The following is a 19,124-nucleotide window of genomic DNA, read 5'->3' as shown; positions in this document are numbered from 1 at the left end:
CGCTCCCAGGCGTTCGCGAACCTGTGGATGAAGGCGTGGAAGGCTCATGAGGGCGGCCTGCACGTGGTGCGGGCCATGGGCACCGACGAGCTCCACGTCATCGGCGACTGGCACCAGGTGTTCCCCGAAGGGCGGGGCGTCACCGAGGTCAAGGTGAAGGACGCGTACACCGTCGGCACAGAGCCCGGCGATCAGACCGGGGAGGGAAAGTAAGTGCCGCAGAAGAATCTCCGGTTCGGCCTGTTCGGCGCGCGCGGCATCAAGGGCGGTGACGCGGTCGCCGCCCAGCTCGACCGCCTCGCCGGAGGCATCGCGACGCCGGTCACCTCCAAGCGCGGCTGGACGGCCCGCCTGAACTACCTCACCCGCACCGACCACGCGCGGGCGGCAGCGAAGGCCGCCGGCCTCACCGTCACCGACCGCACCCTCAAAGCCTGGCGCGAGGGCAAACGCGCCCCGTCGAAAGCGAGCCTTCAGAAGATCGAGCGCGCGTACACCGCCGTGCGCCGCCAGAACGTCGCCAAACACCTCCTCAAGCGCCTCAACCGTGACGGCCGCGGCACCCGCATCGAGATCCACCCGCTGAACCAGTCCCAGGTCCCCCAGCGCAACAAGCGCGTCCTGACCCACCGCACCATGAACGTCCGCAAGTGGGACCGCCTCGTCGGCGCGTGGGCGGCTGGCGACAGCCGCGAGCTGGAAGCCGGGTGGGACGACGCGATCGGTGACCTCGGCTCGGACTGGGGCGGCTACGAGTACGTGACCAACGTGGGGTTCGCCGCGTAACGCACCTCGGAACCCGCCGGAAGGGAAACGTGACCATGGAAGGGCACCCGTCCCCCGGCCGAGGACTTCGCCGCGCGCCGGGCCGCGCAGCCGGCCGCCTCGAAGCGGCGCCGCCGGTACGCGTACAGCGCGGACCCGTCCAGCGCGACCTGCCGGGCCTGCCACCACTCCCAGACGGACCTGACGCCTGAACAGGCCGGCCCCTGGCACGCCCAGCACCAGCGCACCTGCACCGGCCACCCTGGGCCCGCCGCCCGGCCCGGAGGGCAAGACCCTGCCCTCCCACCCCCGTAGCTGGGCCGCTTCTCATCAGCGGGTGCGGGTGCAGCAGCCCGGGGTCACGGTCCGTTGCCGCCGGGCCCCGGACCCACCGGCGGCCCTGCAACACGGCGACCGCGGAGACACCCTCCGAGCAGACGCTCGATCGGGCGCCGGTGCCCGAACTCCAGCCCCTCCAGCCCCTGCCCGGCAGCCCGGCAGGCCCGGGAGGGGCTGGAGGGGCTGGGGCTCCGCCACGACAGCGAACCCGGCTCCCACCGCGCGCCCGGGGTCGCAGCGTCACCCACCGGCTGCGTTAGGCTCGCTGCACCGACCGCGAACTCCAGCCCCTCCAGCCCCTTTTCGACGTGCCGACCGCTGTTGAACTGCACGTATCGCCACCACCGGCACGCCACTTCCGCACCCCGAGCAAGGACCTGAGTGTGACCATGCACCAAGAGCCTCCTCCCGAGGCGGCGGGAACTCGCCCGGCGGTCACGACGGCACGGTGTGCACACAGGGCCCGGCCGGCCCCCTTCGTCCCACTGCTGCTGCACCGCGCGCCCGCCGCCCCCGAAGGACGCTCATGAGCCCCAGTGACCCCACCGGTGCGGCCTTCGACGCGCACCACGTCGCTCAGCAGATGCTCCAACTGGACGTGCGGGACGGGCAGGACGGCGAGAGCGCGGACCGCGTGCTGCCCGTGCAGAAGGCCACCACCAAGCCCGTCGACGCTCCCGCGGGCACTGACGCGGCGCCGGTGGGGCGACTGCCGGAGGACCTCACCGACCGGGCGAACGCAGAGCTGTTCGCCCAGTTGTACGGGGGACGGTTCCGTTACGTCGCCGGAAACGGCTGGTACGTGTGGGAGGCGGGCCGGTGGAAGCTGCGCGGCGGCGAGGGCGAGGCGATCTGGGCGGCGGGGGACATGGCCGGGCAGATGCCCCACTCCGACCCCCAGGGCCGCTTCTCCGCACAGGAGGTCGTCAGGCACCGCCGGTACTCGTCCTCGACGAGCGGCGTGAAGGCCATGCTGCTACAGGCGAAGGCGTCCCCGGCGCTGTCCCTGGACGCCGAGCAGCTCGACGGCAACCCCTACACCCTGTGCACGCCCTCGGGGGTGGTCGACCTGAAGACCGGGGTGCTGCGCGCCGCGGACCCGCTGCACGACTTCAACTCCCGCTGCACCCGCGTCTCTCCCGTCGCGATGCCCACGCCGCGGTTCTTCGCGTTCCTCACGGACATCTTCGGCGACGACGCGGACGGCAAGGAGATGATCGAGTACCTGCATCTGCTGCTCGGCTACTCGATCACCGGGGACGTGGGTGCCCAGGTGCTGCCGTTCTGCCACGGCGACGGGGCGAACGGCAAGTCCGTCCTGCTGGACACCACGGTGCAGATCCTCGGCGACTACGCGCACTCCGCGCCCCCGGGATTCCTGATGGACCGCGGGGCCTACACCGAGCACTCGACCGAACTGACCGAGCTCTACGGGCGCCGCCTGGTGGTGTGCAGCGAACTCAAGCCGAACGACAAGTTCAACGAGGTGCGCATGAAACTCCTCACCGGCGGCGACATGGTCACCGCCCGCAGGATGCGCCAGGACTTCTTCACCTTCACGCCCACCCACCACCTGTGGCTGCTGGGCAATCACCACCCCGAGGTCGCCACCGGCGGACACGCCTTCTGGCGACGCCTGCGCCTGATCCCCTTCGAGCGGAAGATCGCCGACCACAAGAAGATCGACAACCTGGCCCGGATCCTCGTCGAGGAGGAGGGGCCGGGCATCCTGGCCTGGCTCATCGAGGGGGCCCGCCGCTTCCTGGCGACCCGGGACCCCAGCAGGGAGCGCGACAACCTCGCGGGCCCGGCGCGGGTCCGCACCGCGACGGCCTCCTACGCCGCGACCGAGGACCACATCGGGCGCTTCCTCGGCGACCTGTGCCGCCGGTACGAGAAGATGCAGGTGCGCCAGACCCTGCTGTACCAGGTCTACTCCCACTGGTGCCACGAGGAAGGGACACGCCCGGCCGGCTCCCGGTCCTTCGCCACCCGGGTGCGCAGCGAGCTCGGCCTCAAGTCCCCCGACGAGATGATCAAAAGCAACGGCGTCCGCTACTACCCGGGCCTCGGCCTGACCGACGGCGAACAGTGACCATGGACACCACCCGGCACCCGGCAGAGCTGCACCGGAGGACCGCCACCCCCGTGGGCTCCTGCCCGGCTCGGACCGCACTCTTTACACTCCAGAGGGAACACGTGCACGGGTACGGAGCGGAGCCTGGGCTTCTGTCCCAGCCACACCAAGAGGAAGGGGTGCGGACATGAGCTCGCTGCTCACCGACGCGGACGTCGCGGGGGAGGCCCGGATCGTCTGGCTGGAGGACATCTCCACACTGGAGTACGTACGCCAGGCCGTCCACGGCACCCCCTACCGGATCGGCAAACCGCCCTTCGACGGCCTGGGCCGCCTCGTGGGCTACGCCGAGCTCGGCCCGCGGGTGGAACGGGACCCCGAGACGAGCCTCTTCCACCGCCGCGTCTTCTACCTCGTTCCGCACGACCGCGACAGCGCCCCCGACGGCGACTACAAGACCGGGTCCCCCGGAGAGGCCGTCGACCCCCAGACCGTCGACATCTGCCGGGCCGGAGAGAAGACGAAGCGCTCCCAGGCACGCGCCATAACGTCCGTCGGCTGACGACCCGCCCCGGCACGCCGATGCCCCGGGACCTCTCCTGAGGCCCCTGGGCATCTCCGCGTTCACGCCCGACGCCTCGCCCATGCTCCTGAACCCCCTGCGGGCAGGGTCTCAGGGGCTGAACACCTGCGGACAGGGTCTCAGGGGCTGAAGGAAGCCCCCACCCTCCCACGGGTGTTTCCGCAGGTCAGAGCAGTTCCTGCGCCCCACAGCAGGGGCTGGAGGGGCTGAACTCCCCAGTTATCAGCACGCAGGATTTCCATACCTGTGAGGTGTCCTCCTCGCGCGCGCCCGCATACGCCCGCACGCAAGCAGCGCGTTAACCTGGAAGTTCAGCCCCTCCAGCCCCTTGCAGGAATCTTTTAACGCTCTGACCTGTACTTTTCATCAGGGGCCGAGGGTGTGAGCAGGGGCGGAGCTTCCGCCCCTGCCCCCGGTGAGCCCCTGCCCCCAGCACTGACAGCCCCTTCCGGCACTGAAAAAACGCCCTGGGGGTCAGTCGTTGCGGTCGCCGTTGCCCGACAGGACGGGAAAGCCGTTGCCGAGGTGGGAGAGCGGCTCGTCGCCCTTGGCCTGGGTGGAGTTGTCGGCGCACTGCTGGTTCTGCGGCGCGGACAGGACCGGGATGTCCTGCACGCCGACCGGCACGAGGAGACCGACCAGGGAGGTGGCGTTCGCCTCCGTCGGGAGGCCCACGCACAGCTTGTTGAGCGTGCCCTGCACCGGAGTGAGCTGGGGGCTCATCTTCCCCGTGGTGGCCGCGTCGCCGTAGTGGTCCTCCGCGCCGAGACCGCTCTGCGAGACCGTGCCGCCGTCGTCGGCGAGCGCAAGGGCCGGCGAGGCGCCCACGGTGCCCAGACCCAGCGAGGCCGCTGCGAGGGCGGCGTACGTGATGACCTGCTTCATGAAGATTCCGCTTTCGTCCGCGTGATGCGTCCCGGACCGGGAGCGCCCTGCAGAACTCCCGCCGATCCCACCGGTTATCACCCTTCGCCCGAACGGCCGCGCCAACGACACCGTCGGGCAGTCCCGCTGCGCCCCGGGGGAGTGGCCGGAGCCCGCCCGTACGGCGCCAGGGACACACGTACGGACCATCCGCCGATTCTTCTTAGCCTGAGTGGGTGACATGCGCGGCGGACGCGACAGGCAACGCAACTACTGTCCTGTCGCATGACCTCAACCCAGACCGCTGCCCCCCTCAACCGCGCCCACTTGGGCACCATCGCCGTCCTCCCCTGGGCGGGAGAACACGCCGACGACGGCCACGACGCGGCCTTCCTCCTCGCCTACCCCCTGGGCGACGGCGCGGGCACCGCGGAGGAAGGCGACGCGGCGGTCCGGGCCGTGCTCGCCGGATCCGGCCTCTCCGTGGGCGGGCCCATCGCCAACGGCGCCCTCTCCACGGTTCCCGTGACCCTCATGGTGGACGGCGCCAACGCCGTCCTGACCCTGCCCCACCTCAATGTCACCTGCACCGTCCCGCCGCAGTGGACCGCTGCCGCCGAGAAGCGCGGCCAGGTGCACCTGATGTTCACCACGCGCCCCTGGCCCGACCACCGGCCCGGCCTGCCGGTCACCGAGGACCAGCTCCAGGCCTTCGTGGGCGACGAGGACACCATCCGCACCGCCGCCCACTGCCGCCTCCCGGCTGCGCGCCTGCGCAAGTAGCCGCGTACGCCGCGCACATGCGTGTGGCCCCGCGAAGGGAATCCTTCGCGGGGCCACACGCAGCTCACCTCGTCCCCATGCGCGCGAGCGGCTGTTCGCGCGCGGGTGCCGCAACTACCAGCCCAGGGCGTTCAACCCCGGTGTCAGCGGTTGTTGGCACCGTTGCCGGAGAGGACCGGGAAGTCCTCCAGGATGTGCGAGAGCGGCTCGTCGCCCTTGGCCTGGGTGGAGTTCTCGACGCACTGCTGGTTCTGCGGGGCGGACAGGATCGGGATGTCCTGGACGCCGATCGGGACGACGCCCACGAGGGAGGTCAGGTTGGCCTTGGCCGGCAGGCCGACACAGGGCTTGTTGAGCGAGCCCTGGACCAGGGACATCTGCGGGCTCATGTCGCCCTCGGTCTCCGCGTTGCCGTAGTGCTGCTCGGCACCGTTGCCGCTCATCGACGTCGTACCGTCGTCGTTCGCGATCGCCATGGCCTGGGGGGCGGCGATGACGCCGAGGGACAGGGCGGCTGCGGCGGCCGCAGACGAAACCATCATCTTGTTGCGCATGAGGAAACCTCTTCGTTCCAGGGGCTGGCTGCTTACTGGCTGCACAACCACCCGGCGACGGGTTTGGTTCTTTCTGTTCACCCGTACGGCATAAAAGATATTCGGCCGACGACCCCGTCAGTATTTCCGGTAAATAGGCTCGTCGCTCAAAAGTCCGACCGTAGGCCCAGCCTGCCGCCATTAGAGTGAATGCGGATAACCAAACCCTCAGTGCGAAGTTCTGCAGGGGGCTCCGAAAACAGGGGTACTCCACGGGAAAGAAGGACTGAGAGATGCAGAAGATCATGGCGACCGCCATGCTTGCCGCCGCCACGCTGGGCATGGCCGCCCCGCAGGCCGGCGCGCTCGCTGACGATCACGGTACGACGTCGATGAGCGGCAACGGTGCCGAGCAGCACTACGGCAACGCGGAGACCGAGGGCGACATGAGCCCGCAGATGTCCCTGGTCCAGGGCTCGCTCAACAAGCCCTGTGTCGGCCTGCCGGCCAAGGCCAACCTGACCTCCCTCGTGGGCGTCGTCCCGATCGGCGTCCAGGACATCCCGATCCTGTCCGCCCCGCAGAACCAGCAGTGCGTCGAGAACTCCACCCAGGCCAAGGGCGACGAGCCGCTCTCCCACCTCCTGAACGACTTCCCGGTCCTCTCCGGCAACGGCGCCAACAACCGCTGATTCTCGGCGTGTGTGCAGCTTGCGGGGCTGCACACACCCTTTCCGGTCTTTCCACACGGCGTTGAGCCCCCCGAAATCCAGACCGGGGGGCTCAACGCCGTGCTCTTCTGCTGTGCGGAGGAATCGAAACCCGAACGACACTTCGGGGCGGTATTCGACGGCATTCGAGCCGACGGCTGTGAATCCCGCCCGAACGGGTTCAAGCGCCACCTTAGCGCACGCCCGCAGCACCCCGGACGAAAATCACCCCTTTGCTTCACCCGTCGCCACCGCCCCGGCGGCGGAGAGCCGTATGCGCCGGGCAAGGCATGGGCCACGCCCCGTCAAGGCCGGGCGCACCGCATTCCCCGCTGACCGAGTAATAAGAATGAAAGGATTACCAATAAGCCATCGGTGGGAACCTTTACCCAGCGTTCCATTCTGTTTTACGGGCGGTGCTGCGGGTGTGCAAGGATTCTCGAAACACCCCAACTCCTCCAGGAGGTGCACAAAAATGAAGGCTGCCAAGAAGGCCGCATTCGCCCTTGCCACTGCCGGACTCGCTGCTGGTGCCGCCGCCGGCACCGCCGCCGCCGACGCCGAGGCCGAGGGCGTCGCGGCCCAGTCCCCGGGCGTCATCTCCGGCAACCAGGTGCAGGTTCCCGTGCACGTCCCGGTCAACGTCGTCGGCAACACGGTCAACGTGGTGGGCCTGCTCAACCCGGCGTTCGGCAACGAGGGCGAGAACGACTGAGCGCAAGCCGCGCAGGGAAGTGGGGCCCCACACAGTAGCTGTGGGGCCCCACCTTCGTGTACGCGCCGTGCCGCTCGGAGCATCCCCCTGCAGGCCCGGGGGAGATGGAGACGCAGGAAGGCACACCGCCGTCCCCCTGGCCCGGCGGATCGTGTCAGCCGAGGGGAAGCCCGCCGAGCATCGACGAGGCGCCCTGGCCGGCCACCGCACCCTCGATCAGCTCCATCGGGTTCGCATCCTTGACGTCGGTCACCGTCTTGGCCGCGCTCTTGGCCTCATCGACCACCGGGAGCGGGCCGTTGAGGGGCTTGGTGTGCGTGTTGTACGCCTCGACCAACTGCGCCACACCCGAGTTCAGGCTCATCGAAGGGCTGGTCGGCATACTGCCGGACTGAGCGGTCGCCGCCGAGGACCCCGCAGCGACGGCAACCATCGACACAGCCAGAACCGAAGCCGCCTTCGTGTACTTCATAGAAATTTCCTCATTCTCTGTCGTGTCTGCTCAGGAATTCGACGCTGCGGAATTTCCTTCACGTGGCGCCGGCACCATGACTAACGCGGACGCGACCTCCAGAGAAACTGAATCCATTCACAAATCTCCGGGCTTCACTCGCATGCCGGGAGACTGTGGACACGAAGATGGGGCAGGCCGTTGAGGCCTGCCCCACCGGAGCAGCGTGTGCCGCCCGACCGGATCAGCGCTGGGCAGCGCGTCCGCGACGGGTCAGCAGAACACCACCGGCAAGAAGCGCCGCGCTCAGCGCCGCAGCGCCGCCGAGCTCACCGGCACCGGTGTGCGCCAGGTGCGACATGCCGTGGCCGGGCTTGTGACCCGTGGGCTTGCCGGGCTTCGTCGGGACGTGCGGGGGAGTGACGGGCGGCTCGTTCGAGGCCGGGGGCTCGTGGGCGGGTGGCTCGTCGGCCGGAGGCTCGTCCGAGGCCGGCGGCTCATCGGCGGGAGGCTGGTCCGCCGGGGGTTCGTCCGAAGCCGGCGGCTCGTCGGCCGGAGGCTCATTCGTGGGCGGCTCGTCCGAGGCCGGCGGCTCATCGGCCGGAGGCTCGTCCGCGGGAGGCTGGTCCGCCGGGGGCTCGTCGGCCGGGGGTTCGTCCGAAGTCGGCGGCTCGTCGGCCGGAGGCTCATCCGTCGGGGGCTGGTCCGCCGGAGGCTCGTCCGAGGCGGGCGGCTCATAGGCGGGCGGCTCGTCCGCGGGAGGCTCATTGGCCGGCGGCTCATCGGCCGGCGGCTCATTCGCGGGGGGCTCGTCCGCGGGAGGCTGGTCGGCCGGGGGCTCGTCCACCGGGGGAGTCGTCTTGGTGGGCCCGTTGGCGCACTTGTTGCCGAACGCCGGGTTCAGCGCAGCCACCACGTTCACCGTGTTGCCGCAGGCGTTGACCGGAACGTGCACGGGAGCCTGCACGTTGTTGCCCGACACGACACCGGGCGACCTGGTGACCGTCGAGGACGCGGCCGCACCGCTGCTCCTGCCCGGCTGCGCCGAGGAGCCGTTGGCGCACTTGTTGCCGAACGCCGGGTTCAGCAGGCCGATCACGGTGACGGTGTTGCCGCAGAGGTTCACCGGCACATGCACCGGAGCCTGAACGTTGTTGCCGGAGACGACCCCCGGCGAGTTCGCGACCGTGCTGTCGCCCACCGCATCCGCGTGGGCATAGCCAGAGGTCACGGAGAGCACACCCGAGACGGCTGCAGTTACCAGCACGCCTTTACTCAATACCTGTCGCACTTCGCCGTTCCCTGTCTTTCATGCTTGCGGGGCAAGCCGATTGCCCACCCACACATGAGGAGGCGCTGATTGGGCAGCCCCCGAACACAAGGCATGCGTTCAGGGGCTGGCCAGGTCCGAACACATGAGGGTTCGGATGTGGAATTACTTGTTGACGCAGGTGTTGCCGAACGCCGGGTTCAGCAGAGCGATCACGTTGATGCTGTTGCCGCAGAAGTTCACGGGAATGTGAATCGGAGCCTGGACGACGTTGCCGGAGAGGACGCCGGGCGAGTTCGTGGCCGCGGCCTCGGCCTCGGCGTCCGCCATCGCGGGGGAGGCCGCACCCAGGACCATCAGCGAGCCGGCGAGAACGGCAGCAACCTTCATGCGCTTCATGTTGTGACCTTTCTTTCGACGGCGCTGTACGCAGCACGTATTTCGTGTCGCGCGAACAATTGGGAAATCCCGCAGCGCCGCCGTCGCTATTCCTAACGAGCCGACAGCGATAAGGAAACTGAATTAATTCCACGGACTTCCGCGGTCACCCGAAAGAAGCAGGGCCTCACGAGAAAGGCGAGTGGAGATTCCGGCTCCCGGGCAGGCGTTCAATTCCATGAATACTGGCCGCTGTGAGGAGCTGCCCGCCTGCCTGTCCGACGGTGGACGCCCCTTCTGGCCACGCCCACCGCACACCGGGGCGGGGTCAGCCGCCGAGCGGAAGACCGCCGAGAAGCCCGCTGGCCGCAGGCGCGGCGGGCATCCCGCCCTTGGTCAGCCCGCCCACCACGGGAAGCCCGCTGAGCAGGTCGTTGGCCGGCGCCGCAGCGGCGGGACGCGGCTTCGGCGCCGCCTCGGGCGCAGCGGCCTGAGCGGTGCCTGCGGCAGCCAGTGCGGAACCCGAAACCAGAACGGTGAGTGCGGCAGCGGAGACCTTGCGGTGGCTCATTGTTTTCTCCTGTGTGTGGTGTGGCTGGTCGCAGTCGCAACGAGCCGTGCCACTCAGAAGTAACGCGGCCCCGTCTCCTCCACGGTGCGCCGTGAGGTGCGGACCCCCTTCGCCGCCGGGACTTGTGGCCGCGTCCACCCCCCGTTCAGCGGCAGCCGGCGGAAACGGACGATCACTCAACTCCGGCCTCTTCCGGTCGAGTCGATTGGGTGAGATCCATGCACTGCACGTCTCCAATGGCCCTCCCTCGCGTTCTCCAGAGGTGACACGACAAGTGCCGGCCCGGCAGTTGTCGTCCCCGACGCACCTCACGGACAGGACCCCCCCATGAAGTACACCCACGCCACCGCGGCCCTCGCCGGAACACTCGCCGTCCTCGGGTCCGCCGCACCGGCGTTCGCGCACCACGACACCGGCCGCGACCTGCCCCAGGCCGTTCAGGTGGCCGAGGCGCAGGCGCAGCTCGACGCCGTGCAGGCCGACCAGATGAAGCAGCTCACGGATGTCGCCACGCCCCAGAAGTTCCTCGGTGACGTCAAGTCCAACGTCGACGGGCTGCAGCTCAAGGAAGAGACGACCGCGCGCCGGGTGCACCCGGGCGGCCCCAACGCCGTGCCCGCCCCCGGTGCCCTGCTCGGAGGGCTCACCGCCGGCGGTGGACCGGTCGGCGTTCCGCTCGACGCGCTGAGCTGACCTTCGCACCCGCGCCGTTGCTGGTGCGCTCCGCGCTCCCGCTGCTCCGTCCCCGCCCGCCCGGCCGCCTGCCGTCCCGGCTCCGCGGGGAAACGCCGACGAGGCCAGGGGCAGCCGGCCGACGCGGAGCCAGGACGCACCGCGGAGAAACAGGCCTGCCTCCGCGCGCGTCCGCGGAGGCAGCCGGTTCCCCGTGCCCGCCACGAGGATGTACGTTCGCCGGCCTGTCCGGCCAGTCCTCGACCCGGTGCCGCACCCGGGGGACGGCGGTCCAGCACCGTACCGCTGAAAGCTCGGCCTGCTACCTGTCGGCGAGCCAGAACGCGAGGGCCCCCAGAGCCAGCGCGGTGCCGAACGCCGCCTGCGCGATCCGTACGAGAGATTCCTCCGGCCTCTGATCCGACCACCGCCGCACCCGTGTGCGCGATACGTCCTGGCACGGCCCCACGTGCTCGCGGGCCGGGCCGGTGGGAAGGGCATGGGCGTTCAGGAGGGGGTTCATGTCCACGAGAACAACCTCGGCACGCCAGGAGAAACGCCCGGGCCCCCGACGGCACCCGAACGCCACCCCGCTGCCCGGTCAGTTGACTTCCCCGGGCCCCCGGCCGGGCAGGGCCGGACCGCCAGACGTGTTCAGAGGGTGTGAATTGTGAAGATTGCCCGTCGGGGACAGTCCCAGCAGCAACGTTTCGGCTGCCTCTTCGTTCACCAGGTGTACGACCGCTGGCCCGTTCCCTGGCTGCCGTACGCGAAAGGGGGCCCGAAACCCATTGCGGCCCCCTTTCGCAGGTCCGGGACCATGCGCGGGCGGCCACCGGTCCCGCACAGGGCCGGGGCGGAAGCGCCCATCGGCCCGTTTGGCCGTCCACCCCGAGCCGGGCGCGAAACCCGGTGTTAGACAGGGCACATGCCCGCAATGTTCTCGCCGGTGGCGGCCAGTGCCGCCACGGGGCTCCTGCTCTCCGTCCTCGCCCTTGGCGCCGCCGTGCCGGGGGCCGATACGAACGCGCACACGTCCCCCACGACGGGGAAGGCGCCGTCACCCGTGGCGGCCGCCGTCCGAGCGCCGTGCCCCAGGGTCGACGTGCTCGGGATCTACACGGTGAAGGCCGCGCGGGCCGTCGGGGGCAAGCACCGGACCGCGCTCACGTCCCGGACGATCGCCAAGCGCATGAACCATTCCCTCAAGAGCAGCGGCGTGTGCGGGAGGGTACGGTTCCTCACCTCCTACACGGCCACCTCCTACACCGGGCCCGAGACCTTCGCCGAGACCTACCGCCACCTGAAGGACCCTCACGACCCGTCCCTGGGCGCGCAGGCCCACCGCCTGCGCGACCGGTACGGGGCGGATCTCGTCGTACTCCTGACCGACCAGGAACAGCGCGGCGGCGGCAAGGGCGACTACACCGCCGACCTGACCCGGGCGTCCGACGAGTTCGCCTACTCCGTCGCCGACGTGCAGGGCATCGGCCAGGATTCGGTGAGCCATGAGTGGGGCCACAACCTCGGTCTCGCGCACGACCGGCACACCATCGCCGCCGACCCGGAGGGAAGTATGCGGATCAGCACCACGCGCCCCTACAACACCGGGTGGATCACCCCGGACGGCAAGTACCGCACGATCATGGCGTACCAGAGATCCTGCGGCCCCTCGTGCAAACCGATCAGCCGGTTCGCCAATCCCCGGCAGACCTACCAGGGCCAGCCTCTCGGCGACTCCCTGAGCGACAACGCGCGGGTCCTGCGGGAGACCCTGCCGATCGTCGCCCGCTACCGGGACCGCCCCTCACGTCCGCAGCGCTCGCGCGTACCGCACGTACCGCACGAGTGCCTTGCGCACCCGTGGCGGCTCGCGTGCTGGCTGCGCCTGCCGGACACGCGGCTCCCGTGACGACGGGGCCCCGGACGGCGGCGGGGGCCCGTCCACGCCGGGGTGAACGACCTCCCGAGTACGGGCCCACCCCAATCCCCTCTCCCCGACCCGGCCCCGGGGCGCCTGCGATGCCATCCTCCCCTCATATGCCCATAGGGCGAAGCGGACGAACGAGTGGCACCGCCCTCCCGGCCGCTTCCCCTCGCCGCGGAGTCGAGTTGGCTCCGGCATGGAAGCCCCCGAGGTACCAGAGCCGGGCCCCCGCCTTTCCCTCCTGGGCGACTACTGGATCGAGCATGCACCGGCCCACCCGCCCGGCAACCACGTGTACGGGCAGCGCGCCTGCCCCGCCCGCAAGCCCCCGGGCATGCTGAAACTCTGCGTCGCCGCGACCGCCGTGGGCGCCGGTGCCGTCCTGGTCGCCACCGCCCTCGCGCTCTGGGGGCGCTGACCGGGGACGGCGTCTGCGGCTCGGACATGTCCCACACCGGCCGGAACCCCTCAACTACACTGTGTGCGCCCGCGACTACGCACGCGCATGTGCGAGGGCGGGCTGTTCCCCTCATGACCTCCACGCAGACGGGTAGTCCCATGGCACGCCACGCAGCTTCCAGTTCCCCGCGTCACCACCTCCTCCGCGCGGGCCTCACCCTGACGGCCGTCGGCGCCGTGCTCTCGGCGGGTACGGCCGCCGCCCAGGCCGCCCCGTCGGCCCTGCCTCTCCCTCTGCCGCTGCCCGGTGCCGACCAGGCGCTCGGCGGTGTGGACACCTCCTCGGGATCGGTGATCACCGGCACTCTCACGCAGGCGACGGCGAGCGGGCTCGGGCCCATGAAGAACGCCCGGCTCAACCCGCTCGCGGGCACGGAGGCCAATCCGCTGGACAACACCGTCGGGACGCAGGTCGCGGACTTCCAGCCGGTGGACTCCGGGGCGGTGACGGCCCCTCTGTCGGACGGAGGCGCGGTGAAGGACCTGCCGGTGGTGGGAACGCTGATGTCGGTCCTGCCCGGCTGAGAAACTGCCCCTACCTGCCGGGAGTCACCCGCAGCAGCACGGTGCCGTGCGCGGGCACTGTGGCAGCCAGGTCGCCCCCCGTGTGCCCCGTCGTCCTCCGCCACAGGTCGCGCACCCGGTAACGAGGGGCGGAAGGCAGGCCGACCGCCCTCGCCGTGGAGGCGATGCGGCGCGGGGTGTCGGTCTCGTTGAAGAGGGCGACGGCGCGGCTGCCGTCCGCCAACTCCTTGGCCACCACCCACCGGCCGTCCTCGGACGAGACCACGGCGCCCTGCTTCCCGAGCCGGTCCTGGTCCACGGCGATCACCTCCCGGTTGGTCAGGATGCGGAAGGTCTCCGGAGACGCCGTGCGCAAGTCGGTGCTGATGAGGAGGGGCGCGGCCATGATCGACCACATCGAGAAGTGGGTGCGGTACTCCGTGTCGGTCATGCCGCCGTTTCCCACCTCCAGCATGTCCGGGTCGTTCCAGCCGCCCGGCCCCGCGTACTGCGCCAGCGGCAGGTTCTGCTTCATGTTGCGCAGCATCGTGGCCCAGTTGTCCTTGATGTCGAAGGTGGTGCGCCACATGTGCCCGACGTCCCTGCCCCACTTCCAGGGCTTGTACGAGCCCCACTCGCAGATGCTGAACAGGATCGGGCGACCGGTCGCGGCCGAGGCTGCCTTCAGCGCGTCGCGCATGGTGGTGTAGCGGACCATGAAGTCCACGCCCTGGTCGTTGCAGTTGTCGTACTTGAGGTAGTCGACGCCCCACGCGGCGAACTGCCGGGCGTCCTGGTACTCGTGCCCCAGCCCGCCCGGCATCCCGACGCTGTCACAGGTCCTGGTGCCCGCACTGCTGTAGAGCCCGAACTTGAGCCCCTTGGAGTGGACGTAATCGACGACCGCCTTGATGCCGCGGGGGAACCGCACCGGGTCGGGCACCAGCCGCCCCGCCCGGTCGCGCTCCGGCTTCGCCCAGCAGTCGTCCAGATTGACGTACTCGTACCCGGCACGCTTGAGGCCCTTCGCGACGAAGACGTCGGCGATCGCCTTGACCATCGCTTCGTTGAACTCGGCCCGGCAGTGCGTGGAGTTCCAGTTGTTGAAGCCCATGGGCGGCGTGAGAGCGAGCCCGTCGGGGAGCTGCGGCTCCTCCGCCGAGACGGCGGGTGACCCGGCAAGGCCCGTCACACACACCAGCGCCGTGACGACGAGGGCGCGCAATCCCCTGCGAGTGCCTGATGACCTGTGGGCGGCTGCCTGATGCATGGCGGGTCTTCCTCTGCAGTCGATGGCGTTCGGCGTGAGCGCGCGTGCCGGCGTGGGTTTCATGCCCACTGCCGTCGCGTGCGGCCCGGACTGCGGGAAAACTTCACTAGTTCACCGGAACACACAAGCCACCCGCCGAGACGCCGCCACAACGCCATGGGCACCCCCACGGCACACCGGCCGGCACGTATGACTGGCTGCAGAAGGGTGCGCGACACCGCAGAGGCCGCAGCCCTTCGGAGTTCCGGCCCGCACCCTGGACTGCCTTGAACGGGCAAGGGGAGCAACGCTCTACGGCCGGGCCCTGCACCACCGGACGGAACCGGCTGTTGACAGTCCTACTCATGCGGACCGCGGCGGATGCTGCCTCCCGGGTGACCATGCGGTGGGGTGGCGATGTTTGGTCCGTGTTCTGCCGGTGGCTGAGAAGTCCGGCGACGGCCTGGATGGTGACGCTCATGTGTTCGCGGCGGCCGAGGTGACGAGTCAGGGATCGCCAGTTCTTGAGGTACGCGATGCCGTGCTCGACCGGGTTGCGTCGTGAGGAGTGTGTCTTGCGTTGCCGCTCGTGCATCTCCTCGTGTCGTGCCAGTCCAGGGTGTGCTTCTTGAACGTGCGGTGCGGGGGCGTCACTGCCTGGCCGCCGGTCTGGGCGCCCAGGCCCTGGCAGCCGGCGTCCGCGAGGACCGCCGCTCCGGGTTCGTCTGCAAGGAGTCGGACCAGGCCCAACGGGCGGGCGTGGGTGATGTCCGGGCAGCTTGCGGACAGGGCCGGGCTGCACCACAGCACGTGCCCTTCGCCGTCCGTGACCGCCATTGACTTCACGGCGTTCTGCTTGTTCTTGCCGGAGATGAATTTCTCCCGGCACTTGTTCCTGGCCGCGGGATGTCGGACACGGATCTGCGTGCCGTCGATGATCCCCGTCTTTCCGCTGGTGCCGAGGTGATGGACGACCTCGGCGAGGGTTCGCAGGCGGAGGCCGGGGCTGACGGTGCAGCCCCGCCCGGCGAGCAAGGGCCGCACCTCGTTGACGGCGCGGGTGACAGTGGAGCGGTCCCCATCGAACCAGCAGGCCAGCACGTCGTGGGCGGCACAATGACGCAGGTGGACCAGGGTGGCCGGCAGCCGGTCGACGAACACCAACTGGTGCTTCGCACCGGCCCGCACGGCTCGCTCCACGGTCGTGAGACAAAACTGGCCTGATGGCGGCATGCCACAACGGACCGATATCAACGATGAGTTCACCGATCACGTCGGCCGTCAGACCGGTGATCCGACGGTTGCTGACCGAACCACGTTCCCCCCCCCACACCTCCATGGCGCGGCATGAACAGCCCCGACGTCTCACCGCTTACCGCGCACGAGCTCGTTAGAGGTCGCCGTGGCAGACGCCATGGTGCTTGACGCGCACGCCTTCCCGTGCGGCCCAGCACTTGTTCGTGTAGGTCACGCCGTTCTCGCCGCAGACGGGGTCGTAGACGGACGGGCAGTACCGGGGCTCTCCGGCGGACGCGGCGGCCACGGGCACGGTCTGCGGGGCGGCGGATGCCGGTACGGCTGCGGCAGCGGTCGCGGGGAGGAACGCGGCGAAGGCGAGCGCGCCCGCTGCGGCGGCGAGGTGGAGTCGTCTGGTCATACGGCATCACTTTCCACCGTCCCCGTCACCGGTGGCGGACTCGCCCGGGATTCAGGCGAACGGAGCAAACAGAGCAAGAGGACACACAGCCGAAACCGGGTCCGGTTGACGGGGAGCGCCGACGCCTCGTCCGCGGAAAGCGACCGAGCCGGCGACGAGTTCGGCGTACGCCTCTTCCGGCGAGCCCGCAGGGGGGAACTCACGCAGCCTGATGCCCCGCGAGGCGGACCGTGCAGGAGAAGTCGCCGACGCCCCCCGTTTCGGAACTCCAGGCCGCCGAGATGCGGTCCATTGAGATCAGGAAGGCCACACCCGCGATTTCGGCTGCGGCTCTCCGCCGCTCTCTCGGGCGTACGTCGACCAACGTGACGGCCCGGCTGTCCGCACAGCGAGCGGGTGAACAGCGAGAGCTCCCGTGCCAGTACCGCAATGCCCCATCACCCCAGCGGCACCCCGAGCGGCCCGGGACCTGGGCGGTGGAGTCCCACCACCGTCACCACGAGAACAGCGGTCCCTCCTTCCAGCCTCGACCGCCGAGCCTCACCTGAACCGGTCCGGCGGCCCCGCCCTCCCCGGCTCCCGAATGTTCTACCGGCGGTAGAATCAGAGGTATGGGCAAGCCAACGAGCATCAAGACCAGCGAGGAAGTCCGCGACCGGCTGCGTGTCCTGGCAGCCGAGCGCGGCACTACGATCACCGAACTGCTCGAGGAGATGGCGTCCCGCGAGCTGACGGAGAGCGAGCGGGAACAGCGTGCCGCCGAGGCGGCCCGCGAGCTCGGTGTGCAGTACAGCGCGGACATCCAGCGCGCAGGGCAGGACGCGTGGGCGAAGGTACGGGCACACCAGAGCGGCACCGCTGCGTGAATCTCCTGGCAGTCCTGGACCACACCGCCCTGATCGCCCTGTACCGCGCGGACCCGTTCTTCACCGGCCTCTACATCGAGGCCTCCCGCGGCACGGGACGTGTCCTGGTGCCGTCGTTGTCCGTGGTCGCGGCCGAGCACCGGCTTCCGGGAGCGGGCAAACACGCATCCTCGCTGCGGTTCGCGGAAAGCGTCCCCTTCACCGCCGCCCACGCGTCGGACGCGATGGGCTGGCAGCAGGCCCAGCTCCCGGTGGCGCACGCAGCGGCCATCGCCTGGCACGCCCTACGCGCGGGGGAACCGCTCACGGTCCTCTCGCTGGAGCCCGAGCTGTACGCAGGCACCGGCATCACCCCACTGAGTCCTGCCTGACCCCTCACCGCCCCGAGCCGGACCCGGCCACCGGGCCGGATCAGGGGCGGCGGCCGTCGAAGCAGACCGCACAGCGTCCGGTCGGTGTGTCGCGGGCCCCGGGGCGCGATGGACGGCCGTTCACCGGAGCCGACGGGCCGGTCCGACCTTTCTTCCGGTGAGGTCGCAACCCCGCGGCTGTCCGCGCGTCGTACGGAGGTGAGGGGCCGGGTGGCGGATTCCGCTGCCCGGCCCTGCCGACGACGCCACCACGGAAGGCCACCATGTCACCCATGTCCCCCGTCCTCCTGCGCCGTGCCGCCACAGCGGGAGCCCTCCTGCTGTGCGCGGCCGCCGCAGCGGTGCTGCCGCCGACGGCGGCCCGGGCCTCGGCCCCGGACACCCCCGCCACGCGTTCCGCACCGGATTTCCCCTCGACGGGCACGGGAGCCACGACCCCGCAGGAGCGCGACCGGATCGACGCCTACTGGACTCCCGTACGGATGAAGCTGGCGGGCGCGCTGATCCCCGAGATCACGCCCGTGCCCGAGGACGACCTCACGCCCGACGATCCGCGCCCGCTCCCCGCCGGCACACCCGACCCGGGAGGCACGTGGCGGCACGGCGGTGCGGTGAACCAGAGCGTCGGCCGCCTCTTCTTCACCTTCTCCGACGGCTACGACGGCAGCTGCACCGCCACCGTCGTCCAGAGCCCGAACCGCAGCACCCTCGTGACGGCCGCCCACTGCCTGCGGGGCGTCGGCTCCCCCACCGCCGACGACACCTGGAACGACAACCTCTACTTCGTGCCCGGCTACCGCAACGGCACCAAACCGCTCGGCGGCTTCAGCGTGCGGGCCATGGCCACCTCCTCCCGCTGGGACACCGCACCGAGTGGCGCGTCCTCGGAGGACCTCGCGGTCGCCGGATTCGACACGGCAGTGGCCGTGGTGAACCCCGCCCCCGGCGGGCGACCGGTGGCGGACATCACGGGAAGCCAGCGGATCGCCTTCCCGAAGCCCGTCGAGGGCGAGTTCGTCCATGCCTTCGGCTATCCGAAGGGCCGGCTCAACGACTCCTCCGCCAAGTACGCCGGATCACGCATGATCCACTGCGCCGGGCCCGCCCGGCCGGGCCCCAAGGCCCCCCTCCTGTGGGGTATGGACTGCGACATGTCGAGCGGAGCGAGCGGCGGCCCCCACCTCAAGGGGTTCGACACCCGGACGGGCACGGGCACCGTCGTCGGCGTCACCACCACGGGCGACGACCTCGCGGGAGGGCCGACGCCCTCGCTGTACGCCACGCGCTTCGGCGACAGCGCCCGGAAGCTCTACAACTGGGCGCGTAACCAAGCCTCCTGACGGGTCATCAGGTCAGTCCGGTTCCGGCCAGTGCCACCGC

The 19,124-nt window shown here is 70.2% G+C and carries 21 protein-coding genes and 3 pseudogenes; 14 read left to right on the top strand and 10 right to left on the bottom strand.

What is annotated here, in order from left to right; all coding sequences use genetic code 11:
• The 4 genes and pseudogenes from ACZ56L_RS35675 to ACZ56L_RS35660 form a co-directional block, all read left to right on the top strand.
• Window positions 1-213 (top strand): annotated as a pseudogene (locus ACZ56L_RS35675) (transcriptional regulator); the annotation flags it as partial.
• Window positions 214-786, top strand: a complete 573-nt coding sequence (locus ACZ56L_RS35670; RefSeq protein ID WP_471069397.1) for a transcriptional regulator — start codon at window positions 214-216, stop codon at window positions 784-786.
• 844 nt (window positions 787-1,630) lie between these two features.
• Complete coding sequence (locus tag ACZ56L_RS35665) at window positions 1,631-3,199, top strand: DNA primase family protein (RefSeq protein ID WP_471069395.1); 1,569 nt, start codon at window positions 1,631-1,633, stop codon at window positions 3,197-3,199.
• Window positions 3,200-3,368: 169 nt separating this feature from the next.
• Complete coding sequence (locus ACZ56L_RS35660) at window positions 3,369-3,743, top strand: DUF6009 family protein (protein ID WP_345219898.1); 375 nt, start codon at window positions 3,369-3,371, stop codon at window positions 3,741-3,743.
• Between the two features lie 495 nt (window positions 3,744-4,238).
• On the opposite strand, the gene ACZ56L_RS35655 is transcribed toward ACZ56L_RS35660, so the two are convergent.
• Window positions 4,239-4,649, bottom strand: coding sequence for a rodlin (locus ACZ56L_RS35655; protein WP_468692636.1), 411 nt, complete (start codon window positions 4,647-4,649; stop codon window positions 4,239-4,241).
• 264 nt (window positions 4,650-4,913) lie between these two features.
• On the opposite strand from ACZ56L_RS35655, the gene ACZ56L_RS35650 reads away from it, so the two are divergent.
• Window positions 4,914-5,411, top strand: coding sequence for a DUF5949 family protein (locus ACZ56L_RS35650; protein ID WP_345219896.1), 498 nt, complete (start codon window positions 4,914-4,916; stop codon window positions 5,409-5,411).
• A gap of 143 nt (window positions 5,412-5,554) precedes the next feature.
• Here ACZ56L_RS35650 and ACZ56L_RS35645 read toward each other — a convergent pair whose 3' ends face one another.
• Window positions 5,555-5,965, bottom strand: a complete 411-nt coding sequence (locus ACZ56L_RS35645; RefSeq protein ID WP_468692641.1) for a rodlin — start codon at window positions 5,963-5,965, stop codon at window positions 5,555-5,557.
• A 272-nt stretch (window positions 5,966-6,237) separates the two neighbouring features.
• On the opposite strand from ACZ56L_RS35645, the gene ACZ56L_RS35640 reads away from it, so the two are divergent.
• Window positions 6,238-6,636 (top strand): rodlin, encoded by a 399-nt coding sequence (locus tag ACZ56L_RS35640; protein ID WP_468692643.1) that lies wholly within the window; start codon window positions 6,238-6,240, stop codon window positions 6,634-6,636.
• 493 nt (window positions 6,637-7,129) lie between these two features.
• A complete protein-coding gene (locus ACZ56L_RS35635) occupies window positions 7,130-7,369 on the top strand; it encodes a chaplin family protein (protein WP_471069391.1) in 240 nt (79 codons plus the stop codon).
• A 154-nt stretch (window positions 7,370-7,523) separates the two neighbouring features.
• On the opposite strand, the gene ACZ56L_RS35630 is transcribed toward ACZ56L_RS35635, so the two are convergent.
• The 4 genes and pseudogenes from ACZ56L_RS35630 to ACZ56L_RS35615 all read right to left on the bottom strand — a co-directional run bounded on the left by ACZ56L_RS35630 (window position 7,524) and on the right by ACZ56L_RS35615 (window position 10,039).
• Entirely contained in the window at window positions 7,524-7,841 is a 318-nt protein-coding gene (locus ACZ56L_RS35630; RefSeq protein WP_471069389.1) for a hypothetical protein, read from the bottom strand.
• A 538-nt stretch (window positions 7,842-8,379) separates the two neighbouring features.
• Window positions 8,380-9,111 (bottom strand): annotated as a pseudogene (locus tag ACZ56L_RS35625) (chaplin); the annotation flags it as partial.
• 144 nt (window positions 9,112-9,255) lie between these two features.
• A complete protein-coding gene (locus ACZ56L_RS35620) occupies window positions 9,256-9,489 on the bottom strand; it encodes a chaplin (RefSeq protein WP_345219890.1) in 234 nt (77 codons plus the stop codon).
• A 307-nt stretch (window positions 9,490-9,796) separates the two neighbouring features.
• Window positions 9,797-10,039: a hypothetical protein gene (locus ACZ56L_RS35615; protein ID WP_345219889.1), complete on the bottom strand. Its 243-nt coding sequence runs from the start codon at window positions 10,037-10,039 to the stop codon at window positions 9,797-9,799.
• A 327-nt stretch (window positions 10,040-10,366) separates the two neighbouring features.
• Here ACZ56L_RS35615 and ACZ56L_RS35610 point away from each other — a divergent pair, with 327 nt between their 5' ends.
• Window positions 10,367-10,732, top strand: coding sequence for a hypothetical protein (locus ACZ56L_RS35610; protein ID WP_471069387.1), 366 nt, complete (start codon window positions 10,367-10,369; stop codon window positions 10,730-10,732).
• A gap of 301 nt (window positions 10,733-11,033) precedes the next feature.
• Here ACZ56L_RS35610 and ACZ56L_RS35605 read toward each other — a convergent pair whose 3' ends face one another.
• Window positions 11,034-11,234: a hypothetical protein gene (locus ACZ56L_RS35605; protein WP_345219887.1), complete on the bottom strand. Its 201-nt coding sequence runs from the start codon at window positions 11,232-11,234 to the stop codon at window positions 11,034-11,036.
• 405 nt (window positions 11,235-11,639) lie between these two features.
• Between ACZ56L_RS35605 and ACZ56L_RS35600 the strand changes: the two genes are divergently transcribed.
• The 3 genes from ACZ56L_RS35600 to ACZ56L_RS35590 all read left to right on the top strand — a co-directional run bounded on the left by ACZ56L_RS35600 (window position 11,640) and on the right by ACZ56L_RS35590 (window position 13,622).
• Window positions 11,640-12,623 carry a M12 family metallo-peptidase gene (locus ACZ56L_RS35600; RefSeq protein WP_345219886.1) on the top strand — a complete coding sequence of 328 codons (984 nt, stop codon included), beginning with the start codon at window positions 11,640-11,642 and terminating at the stop codon, window positions 12,621-12,623.
• A gap of 211 nt (window positions 12,624-12,834) precedes the next feature.
• Window positions 12,835-13,056 (top strand): hypothetical protein, encoded by a 222-nt coding sequence (locus ACZ56L_RS35595; protein WP_471069384.1) that lies wholly within the window; start codon window positions 12,835-12,837, stop codon window positions 13,054-13,056.
• Window positions 13,057-13,196: 140 nt separating this feature from the next.
• Window positions 13,197-13,622 (top strand): hypothetical protein, encoded by a 426-nt coding sequence (locus ACZ56L_RS35590; protein ID WP_345219884.1) that lies wholly within the window; start codon window positions 13,197-13,199, stop codon window positions 13,620-13,622.
• Window positions 13,623-13,635: 13 nt separating this feature from the next.
• Here the strand turns inward: ACZ56L_RS35590 and ACZ56L_RS35585 are convergent.
• The 3 genes and pseudogenes from ACZ56L_RS35585 to ACZ56L_RS35575 form a co-directional block, all read right to left on the bottom strand.
• Window positions 13,636-14,871, bottom strand: a pseudogene (locus ACZ56L_RS35585) (glycoside hydrolase family 27 protein); the annotation flags it as partial.
• A 486-nt stretch (window positions 14,872-15,357) separates the two neighbouring features.
• A complete protein-coding gene (locus ACZ56L_RS35580; protein ID WP_471069382.1) occupies window positions 15,358-16,038 on the bottom strand; it encodes a transposase in 681 nt (226 codons plus the stop codon).
• Between the two features lie 202 nt (window positions 16,039-16,240).
• Window positions 16,241-16,507, bottom strand: coding sequence for a Kazal-type serine protease inhibitor family protein (locus ACZ56L_RS35575; protein ID WP_345219882.1), 267 nt, complete (start codon window positions 16,505-16,507; stop codon window positions 16,241-16,243).
• A gap of 611 nt (window positions 16,508-17,118) precedes the next feature.
• On the opposite strand from ACZ56L_RS35575, the gene ACZ56L_RS35570 reads away from it, so the two are divergent.
• From ACZ56L_RS35570 to ACZ56L_RS35560, 3 genes are all read left to right on the top strand, one after another.
• Window positions 17,119-17,373, top strand: a complete 255-nt coding sequence (locus ACZ56L_RS35570; RefSeq protein WP_471069379.1) for a ribbon-helix-helix protein — start codon at window positions 17,119-17,121, stop codon at window positions 17,371-17,373.
• Window positions 17,370-17,744 (top strand): PIN domain-containing protein, encoded by a 375-nt coding sequence (locus ACZ56L_RS35565; protein ID WP_471069377.1) that lies wholly within the window; start codon window positions 17,370-17,372, stop codon window positions 17,742-17,744. Before ACZ56L_RS35570 ends, ACZ56L_RS35565 begins: the two co-directional genes overlap by 4 nt.
• A gap of 272 nt (window positions 17,745-18,016) precedes the next feature.
• Window positions 18,017-19,084 carry a trypsin-like serine peptidase gene (locus ACZ56L_RS35560; RefSeq protein WP_471069375.1) on the top strand — a complete coding sequence of 356 codons (1,068 nt, stop codon included), beginning with the start codon at window positions 18,017-18,019 and terminating at the stop codon, window positions 19,082-19,084.
• Window positions 19,085-19,124: the final 40 nt, after the last annotated feature.

Source organism: Streptomyces sp. NPDC039736 (assembly GCF_055596485.1).
Note: the sequence above shows the minus strand (reverse complement) of the source record. Positions and strands in the feature narration are given on the sequence as shown.